Here is an 8,708-nt window from a genome sequence, read left to right on the forward strand (position 1 = left end):
TGTGGTGGATCAAGCCGTGCCGCTGTACAACGTCGTTGTCAATGAGCTTCGGTTCTTTGCCACTACTGAGCAAATTACGGAGTTTGTTGCGCAATTTGAACTTTCGCCTGAGGCACTCCTAATGCAACCCAGTTGGAAATGGGTCTTCGATAGCGGATTTGAACACAGTTTAGATGGCGCTCTGGAGAAGCGATGGCGCTTGATCGGAGGCTGAGACGAGCCTCCGAATGGTCTTTTCTATGACGCCGCTTTGAGGTAATTGATTGACCAGCCATTCGACCGTTTTCGCCTTCCCATGATCGGCTACTGTAAAACGGCTCTCTTTTAGCCTCGATTAGTTGAATGATTACAGCATCGTACATCGCTAGTGTCGATGCGCCGATTCTGCGGCAATTGACACCTTAGTCGCAGCTACCGGACCACCAGTGCGAATGTTCAGCTACAGTCCCACACGCAGCGCGGCGCAGGCCGCCGTGCTCTATGCGGGCATCAAACCCGGAGCGGTATTGATGAGCGACGGCTACGAGCCGTACAACGAATTCGCCCGAACAAACCAACTGGTGCACCTCGGATGCCGGGCGCACGCTCGACGTTACCTGATTGAGGCCGAAGAGAACCTCCCGAAGAAACAGCGCGGTGGCAATCATCCGGTAAGCGAATTCATTCGGCTGATCGGCCAGCTGTTTGCCCTTGAGGCACGATCCGAACACATGACGCCTGAGCAGCGCCAGCAACTCAGACAGGCCAGAAGTCAGCCAGTTCTTGATAAGATCGAGGCGCTGCTATCGCGTCATCTGAACACGGTGTTGCCGCAAAGCGGGTTCGGCAAAGCGCTTCAATATCTGCGAGGCCAGTGGCCCAAGCTGATTCGCTACGTCGGCAACGGAGCATGGCCCATCTCGAACAACTGGGTTCATGCCGCTAGCGGCATGAACCCAGTTATGCCGACTGCCTCATTATGCCGCGCCATGGATCCACGGGCACAACGGTTGGCGGATTTCTGTTCCCGGTCGCTCCGGTTGTCGGCATTATCAGAGAGCCTCCAGGAAGGCGAGCAACGGATCTGGAGGTTTGTACCGTGTCGGTGCAACACCGCTCGCCGTCGCGTGCGCGAGCGCGCGTTCCTTGAGCTGCATGTCGGCGTGCAAATAGATCTGAATGGTCTCGGAGGACTCGTGCCCGAGCCAGAGCGCGATCACGGTCAGGTCGACGCCGTAATGCATCAGGCTCATTGCGGCCGTGTGCTGAAGCGTGTGAGGCGTTATTGATTTCTTCTTCAGCGAGGGGCATGAGAGGCGCGCGATTCCGGCGTTGCGCGACACGAGTCGCTGAAGAGCATCGGCACTGAGATGACCGCCGCGCGAACTGGGGAAGACCGAATCGCCTGGTTCGCCTGGTTGATACAGCAGCCACTGTTTCAGGACGGCAACTACATCCGGTCGCAGCGGAGTGCATCTCATCTTTCTGCCTTTGCCGAGGCAACGAACGTGGGCGCCTGTGCCGAGCGCCACATCCTGGCGCCGGAGTGCGGTCAATTCGCTATTGCGCAGACCCGTTTGAACCGCTCCAAGAAGCAGCGTTCGGTCGCGGTTGCCGATCCAGTTTCGTACGTCAGGCGCCCCTACCAAAGCGGCGGCCTCGCTCTCGGTCAGAAACTCAACCGGGCCGTGCTCGCAGCGTTTGGATGGAATTGCAAGAATGCGCTGACACTGCAGAAACAACGCAGGCTCGCTGATTGCGACGAAGCGGAAGAAGGCATGCACGGCGGCAAGCCGCGTGTTGCGTGTGCGCACCGAGTTGCCTCTGCCATGTTCGAGGTGCTGCAGGAATTCCGCGATCAACGACACATCGAAGTCCTCGATTCGCAGCTTTGACGGCGCGCGCTCTATATGCTTCGTGGCGAACGCCAGCAACAGCCGGAACGTGTCACGGTAACTTGCCACCGTATGCGAACTCAGACCTTGCTGCTCGAGCAAGCGCTGGGTGAAGAAGCGCTGAACGAGGGCCGGGAGACTGGCGGCGCTCACGTTCGTTCTCCCGAACAGTCCTTGTCGAGATAGGCTGCCGCGAGTTCAAGCAACTCCGGAACCGATTCGATATACCAGTACGTAAGGCCAATGTTGACATGCCCGAGGTACGCGGCAAGTTTCGGCAATTCCCGACTCACGTCCAGACCAGCGCGATACCATTCGACCAGCCTTCCAGTCGCGAAGCTATGCCGGAAGTCTTGGAGGCGCGGGCCGTAACCATCGCGCCCGTCCTCTGTGGCCGATCGCAGACTAACAGCGCGCGACATTCTGACGAACATGCTTCGTACAGTGCTTGCCTTGAGTCGCTTGCCGCGCTCACTAACCAAGAACGCCTCGCTCAAGCGTACAGGACAGAGTTGATCGCGATTCCGGACATAGAGTTCGAGTGCCACCCGTGAAGACTCTGCTACTGGAACAAAGCGGGATTTGCCGAACTTCGATTCCCGGATGGAGAGTATCCCACTGACGAGGTCAACGTCGCACCGGTCGAGCCGAAGCGCTTCGCCTGGCCTGAGGCCCGTCGCTACAAGAAGCCCTATGAGCGTCGAATAAGTCAGTGCTCGCATGCCGGTTCGGGATTGCAGTTGAGCGGCGCGGGTCATAAGCAGATCAATTTCCTGCTCAGTGTAAATATGCGGGGCGTTGCGCCGTCTGCGGGCACTGAGGAGTCCTGCTGGCGTAATCTGGTTTCGACTGTCAAGCACGTTCATCCATCTGGCAAATCCTCTCACTTGAGAGAGACGCCGCCCCCAGGTAGCGCGTTCGACGAGTTCGGGCGTCGTCGCCCAGCGCAGAGCCAGATCGGTTGTAATGAACTCGGCGCCTTCGCGTTCCAGCAGATCAACGAAATGACCAAGTGCCAACGCAGGCTCATAGAATGACGCCCCAAGAGCACGGCGGACTGCCACGTACTGGGCGAGAGACTCATGGATCGCAGTCATATTGCACCTCCCGCCGTGGGCCACGAACACGCGACACCGCGCAGGTCTTCAAACGCGACCTTTGCGTAGATCGCGGTACTGTCGGGAGAGCGGTGCCGCAAGACCTCGGCGATTTCTGCCATCGAGGCCCCGTGGCGAATCATCGTGGTCGCCAGACCGTGACGAAACAGATGTGCGGCGCCCCGGCACGCGGGGCGGAAACCTGCACGTGCGAAGGCCTGACAAACAATCTTGCCAATCGCCGCCGGTCTCGCCAGACCAACCCGGGGCGCTAATCTGCGAAGGAAGACGCGACGCGATGCGCTCGCTCCGCGACCATCGCGGAGATATGTTGCGATTGCTTCTCCGACCTCCAATGAGAGCGGCACGTGCTCGACCATGTTCCCCTTGCCATGAATGACCAGTTCCCCCGAACGCCAGTGAATGTCGTCGAGCTCGATTGCGATGATTTCTCCGGCACGTAATCCGAGCCGCGCCAACAGCAGCAGGATTGCATAGTCACGGAGCCCCGTCGGAGTCGACCGGTCGGCAGATGCAATGAGAGCTTCTTGCTGCTCAGGCGTGAGGAACGTCGGCACAGTCGACTGTCGCCACTTACGAACCGAGGGCACTGACCCAGCCAGGTCTCGGGCCGTATCGCCACGTAGAAAGAGGAAATGGCAGAACGAGCGAAGCGCAACTGCTATCAGCCGCGTGTATTCCGCCGATCGGCCTTTGCTGCGGGCAAGAAGATGATTCCGGATCGCTACCGCGTCAAACGCATCTGGCAACAAACTCCCGCTGCTGACCGAGTGGCTGTCGAGAAAGTCGTGAATGAACGGGGCGTAGACGAGCAGAGAGTTCTTCGCGAGTCCACGATCCTGCTTCAGATAGTCCAGGTATCGGCGATAAATGTGCGCGATCTCGGACTGTTCGCCTGACGTCGGCGAACACACAATGGCTTCCGCGCGCAGATAAGCGAGAAACTGCCGTAGTGTGGGACGCGCACGCTGGACGCGGTCTCGTGAAGCGTCGATCATGCGCTTCATATAGCGAGCAATGACAGCCTCATCGAGGTCAATCAGGTCGATGTTCCTGCGCTTCGTCCACCCAGAGAAAGCACACAGGACTCTTCGTTTCTTGCGAAGAGATACCTCGGAATAGTGTGCCGTGAGTAGACGATCAAGAAATGCATCGATGTGATGGGCCGGTATCGCGCCGGATTCGCTGGCTGTACGTGTCGCATTCATCTGATCTCTCCTGGCCAGCGCAATAGCCAGCCTGAGAAATCATAGGTTTATGCCGACACAGCGATCACGAAAGGCCACACCCACCGCCACGCATGTGCACGACGCGGCATATTCGGGGAGTCGGCATAACCCGTGTGAGAACGCGATCAGACCGTTCACGGTTGGACGCCGGAGCTGGCTCTTCAGTGACACCGTCGCCGGCGCAAACGCCGCCGCTAACCTGTATTCGCTCGTGCAAACCTGCAAAGCCAACAGCATTGAGCCGTACCAGTACCTCATCGCGTTGTTCAAAGGTCTGCCGCACGCGCACACCGCCAACGACTATGAGGCTTTGCTGCCTTGGCGACTGAATCCAAACGTGGCCTGACGCATGTCGCATGGCAATGCGCAAGGGACGTCGTCTAATGCGCGCTTACTTAGTAATTGCTACGGGCATCCCGATGCAAACGACGTGTCAATAAAATATCAGCGACCTGCTCGTCAATAGCTTGTTGCGATCGAGCATCCACCGAAAAGTGACTCCGCTCCATGATAACGTCGACTTCGCGCTCGTCTGGCGGCATCAGGGGCTCGAGCTCCGCTGCCGATTGCTTTGCGTCTTCAAGCATCTCGAATGCTTTGTCAAGGGTGCTTAACGTCACCTCATTATCATCGGGATCAAGAAGATCTTCGATGTTTGTGAGGTCATTAAGCAGTAGCTCTGTATAAATCAGTGCTTCTTCGTAGGGTAAGTCACCGAGTTGCAGTTCACGGCCATTTTCATCTGCCGCACGAACGAACTCCCCGTTAATGCGAGCGGCCTGCACTTGGTATGCGTGAACCGTTTCGACCAGCACAGTAACGTCTTCGCGAAGGAGGTCTACTTTTTCGACAGAAATAAGCGAGAATTTCATTGTTCTAAAATGAGTCTTGGGTTACTTGCCGCTAGATCGGCATTAAGACAGTCATATAATACTTGAAGTTTTCGTCCGCAAATCAATTCGTAGGAAAGCAACGATGCTGCGCGCAACGACCTAAGCTGAGTCCGCATGAACACCTTAAGATACAGTGAATGGTGATACGAGCTTGTGGGTAAGCGTTCCGCCATTTTAGGACGAGAGAAACGCTGCGTGCAACATGCCGAACGGAGCTTTGACCCCGAGCGTTGACAAGGCCTTGCACGGGCGAGCGACGAACAAGGAAACGACGTATAGGCATTATAGATGAACTGTTTGTAGCCAGGCAGTAATGCCTCTGCGCGTCCGACCAAGAGCTTGGCATAATGAGATCGACGCATACTACTATTCCCTTCCATGCTGTCATCGACCGGCAGTCGCACAAAGCGAAAACCGTCGCGCGGAACACCCGCCCTTTATCAGGATCGCATTGTCGAGATTTTGGGCGAAGCCCGCCGTCAGCGCGTGATGATTCGTTCCATTCACCCCGATGGACGCGAACGGCTGACGGCAGTGAAGATGGCAAATCTTTTACCGGCAAAGCCGTGGGCTGGACCAGCGCATCGTCGCCACGCTCGCCGGCTGCGACTGGGTGCGCAATGCGCAGAACCTGATTCTGACCGGCCCACGGGTGCGGGCAAGACGTGGCTCGCATGCGCGTTCGGCCAGCAGGCGTGTCGTCAGGGCTTCCCAGTGTTCTATGTGCGCGTCGCCCGGCTGTTCGAGGAACTGAAAATCGCGCACGGCGACGGCAGCTTCACACGCCGGCTCGCGCAACTCGCGAAGAACGATGTGCTGATCCTCGACGACTGGGGCTTGCAGGATCTCGACCAGGCCGCGCGCAACGATCTGCTCGAGGTCCTTGATGATCGTGTCGGTACGCGCCCGACTGTGATCACCAGCCAGTTGCCGCTCGAACACTGGCATGCGTGGCTGCAGGATCCCACGCTGGCCGATGCGATTCTCGATCGGCTCGTGCATCAGGCCCACAAGCTTCTGGTCAAGGGTGATTCGATGAGAAAGAAAGCGAAATCGGAAACCGCTGACGCCTGATCGTGGACACTGTCGCTATAATCCATTGACCGCGCAACACCACCATCCAGACCGATCACGTTCGCCGAAACGACTGGCCACGATCATCGAAATCCGCAGACATACAGTTTTAACGGCCCAAAGCAACATTTCAGTCGTAGATCCAGTTCAGAAAAACGGCGCGACGCACCTAAATTGAAATCAGTTTTATCAAGCCGCAGATTGCAAACGTTTGCCACTAAAAGTTTCAACGGAGCACGCAATTCAAATATCAAAAAGCAGCCTAGGCGAATAAAAGCCATTAAGATTCGTAAAAATAGTCCAGTGATGTAAGAATGAGAAAAGTAGATCGTGCACGAAGCAGCTCCTGTACACACTTCTCCGTGCTACGCAGTTCGCGTCACGCAGACGCAGAAGTTGCGCATTTGGAAATGATCGTAAAGTTGTCACGGCGGTTGACGGATGACTCTTTTCCCTTCGACCACGCGTACTGGGATGCTCAGATCGCTAGCATTACGACTTCATTTTTCTTGGTACCATCGCAAATCGATCGCCTTGCGCTCGTCAAAGACGCTTTTAATCGCTTGAAAGATCAGTTTTCCCGTCGGTGAGAAAATTACTTGGTATCAAGTCCGCGCATGGCTTGTGTTGCGTCGTTCGCAACTGTTCACTGACGAAGGTTTCTCCCGTTCGCGGTGTCGACCCGGCATCGCTCGGCGCTCGCCAACAACGCGGCTCGAATTGTCGCCGATGAAGCGCAAAAACGGTTCGTCTAATAATTCGATCAGCACCCCATCGCGATGCTGATTTATAACATCAAAACCGGTGCCATCCTGACCGCGAACTTGGCTGCGTATTGCCAGGTTAAGTCGACGTCACTTATTCGCGGAACTAGCGCCGCATATCCTCGGGGCGGCGCCTCGTTCAGGCACTATTATGCAGATAATCAAACGCGCGCTGATCACGGCGGGCGTAACCGACTCTGTCGCTGCTTTCGTCATGCGTGTTACACGCACTATGACGCCCGAGCTACATCTTGCATTGCCCTGCTTCATGCATATTGAATGCCCACTACAATGGTGTAGCTTGCCAATGCGTCGTTCATCGCCGAAGCCGCCAGAGTAACGAACGAGTCTGCAACAGACATTACCGTATGAGGCAACCATGAGAAGATTTGCACTTTTCTTGTTGGTGTCTTGTGTGCTCCGCTTGATTTGACATGCTTGGAGCAGTCTACCTGCCTCGTTCAGGGGGCAAACAGCAACCTTCAGACTACATCGATGTTGCAGTCCGCTAGCGAAGTCAGATTCTCTTCCCCGCTGCAGACGGGATCCTGCTCGACTACTTTCTTTTTGATGAGATCCTGAATGCAGGCCTTCAGCTTTCGATGAACCGGACCCTGGAAGATTGGACGGCACGACAGCTGTGCTGTTGCGAGGTAAGTCGGGTATGCGAACGAGCTCATACCTCGTAGCTTCATCTTCCGCATGTTCTAACGCTGCTCGACTTGTTTTGCGTCCGCTACATGACCATCGATTCACACAAGGACTGCCCGTTTGCTCGCGCCATTCATCATTTGAAGTTTCTGTGTCAAAGGAACATTTTCTTGTTTACCTTGACACGATCGTCTTTACAAGAAATTCAATCACCATAAGTCCCGCTAACTATTGGTAATCGACATTTGATGCCTCTTGAAAGACGTGGCTTTCGGGCTTGGCAAGTTTATTTCGTCGTCCCTACAGTCAGCGTTTGTTGACGCGAAAGAAGTGTCTTCCGATCATTTTTCAAAAAGGCGATTTAAGCTAAAACGTGGACCTTAGCGCTGAAAAGCACGTGCCAGTGGTTTGATAGATGCTGAAGTCGATCAAAAGTTCGCACGGGTGTAGCTTACTCGATGTAGCTCGCGCGGACGAACGATATTAAGTCGATGCTCAACCATCAGCACTTGCCGCCTTGCCTTCGGGGCTGGTTTTATGTAAATGCATAGTCCTCACTTCGCCGGAAGTCAATTCTGACCTGACTCAATAATCGTTGACTTCAGACGTTGCGTTTTATGCCGTTAGTGAGGCTAAGCCGCGATTGGGCGGATAACTTTGCATCGGAATTTTTAATGAAAATCTCTACTCGGCTAACGCTGCTGGCCGTTACAGCGCTTATTGCCTTGCTTGTAGTCGGTGGGTACAACGTCTATAGCGTGCGACGCGCGATGCTAGATGACAAGAAGGCCCAGATCATTAACCTGTTAAAAATGGCGGAGCACCTTGCTGAGTACTATCACGGACAGGAAGTTGCCGGTGCGATGACTACAGAACAAGCGCAATTGGCGACCAAGACCGCGTTGAACAGAATGAATTATTCCGACCAAAGCTACTTCTGGGCTCGCCTTCCGGACGGAACCTCGCTGGTGCATCGCAAGCAAGAAAATATTGGCAAAATCTTATTAGGCAAAGCGCCTGACGGCCGACCAGACACTGATCTTTACCGTGAGATGCTTGCCAAAGAGCACATCCCGGTGCTAATGGTGACAACAGCGCATCCGTC

At 55.3% G+C, this 8,708-nt stretch carries 6 protein-coding genes and 3 pseudogenes; 5 read left to right on the plus strand and 4 right to left on the minus strand.

The annotated features are described in order from the left end of the window. Both NCR40_RS29450 and NCR40_RS29455 read left to right on the plus strand, forming a co-directional pair. A partial coding sequence (locus NCR40_RS29450; protein ID WP_250511594.1) for a hypothetical protein occupies positions 1-214 on the plus strand: 214 nt, incomplete at its 5' end. Between the two features lie 199 nt (positions 215-413). Continuing rightward, positions 414-908: pseudogene (locus NCR40_RS29455) on the plus strand (IS66 family transposase); the annotation flags it as partial. Between the two features lie 123 nt (positions 909-1,031). Here NCR40_RS29455 and NCR40_RS29460 read toward each other — a convergent pair. Genes NCR40_RS29460 through NCR40_RS29470 form a run of 3 tightly spaced genes read right to left on the minus strand, consistent with a single transcriptional unit; the run spans position 1,032 to position 4,200 of the window. Next, positions 1,032-2,027 (minus strand): tyrosine-type recombinase/integrase, encoded by a 996-nt coding sequence (locus NCR40_RS29460; RefSeq protein WP_250511595.1) that lies wholly within the window; start codon positions 2,025-2,027, stop codon positions 1,032-1,034. Next, positions 2,024-2,971: a tyrosine-type recombinase/integrase gene (locus NCR40_RS29465; RefSeq protein WP_250511596.1), complete on the minus strand. Its 948-nt coding sequence runs from the start codon at positions 2,969-2,971 to the stop codon at positions 2,024-2,026. Before NCR40_RS29465 ends, NCR40_RS29460 begins: the two co-directional genes overlap by 4 nt. Continuing rightward, the gene (locus NCR40_RS29470) at positions 2,968-4,200 is read right to left on the minus strand and encodes a site-specific integrase (RefSeq protein WP_250511597.1); all 1,233 of its coding nucleotides are present in this window, start codon (positions 4,198-4,200) and stop codon (positions 2,968-2,970) included. Before NCR40_RS29470 ends, NCR40_RS29465 begins: the two co-directional genes overlap by 4 nt. A 124-nt stretch (positions 4,201-4,324) precedes the next feature. On the opposite strand from NCR40_RS29470, the pseudogene NCR40_RS29475 reads away from it, so the two are divergent. After that, positions 4,325-4,567: pseudogene (locus NCR40_RS29475) on the plus strand (transposase domain-containing protein); the annotation flags it as partial. Positions 4,568-4,616: 49 nt separating this feature from the next. On the opposite strand, the gene NCR40_RS29480 reads toward NCR40_RS29475, so the two are convergent. After that, positions 4,617-5,093 (minus strand): hypothetical protein, encoded by a 477-nt coding sequence (locus tag NCR40_RS29480; RefSeq protein ID WP_250511598.1) that lies wholly within the window; start codon positions 5,091-5,093, stop codon positions 4,617-4,619. Positions 5,094-5,661: 568 nt separating this feature from the next. Between NCR40_RS29480 and istB the strand changes: the two are divergent. Together istB and NCR40_RS29490 are read left to right on the plus strand one after the other, a co-directional pair. Beyond that, positions 5,662-6,188 (plus strand): annotated as a pseudogene (istB, locus tag NCR40_RS29485) (IS21-like element helper ATPase IstB); the annotation flags it as partial. 2,089 nt (positions 6,189-8,277) lie between these two features. Then, positions 8,278-8,708, plus strand: a 431-nt coding sequence (locus NCR40_RS29490; RefSeq protein WP_250511599.1) for a cache domain-containing protein, incomplete at its 3' end; no start/stop codon positions are given.

It is taken from the genome of Caballeronia sp. GACF4, assembly GCF_023631025.1.
In the GTDB taxonomy this organism is placed as follows: domain Bacteria; phylum Pseudomonadota; class Gammaproteobacteria; order Burkholderiales; family Burkholderiaceae; genus Caballeronia.

Bases quoted from the DNA above. Each gene is read 5' to 3' on its own strand.
- NCR40_RS29480 (WP_250511598.1), bottom strand. From the start codon at position 5,093: ATGAAATTCTCGCTTATTTCTGTCGAAAAAGTAGACCTCCTTCGCGAA.
- NCR40_RS29470 (WP_250511597.1), bottom strand. From the start codon at position 4,200: ATGAATGCGACACGTACAGCCAGCGAATCCGGCGCGATACCGGCCCAT.
- NCR40_RS29465 (WP_250511596.1), bottom strand. From the start codon at position 2,971: ATGACTGCGATCCATGAGTCTCTCGCCCAGTACGTGGCAGTCCGCCGT.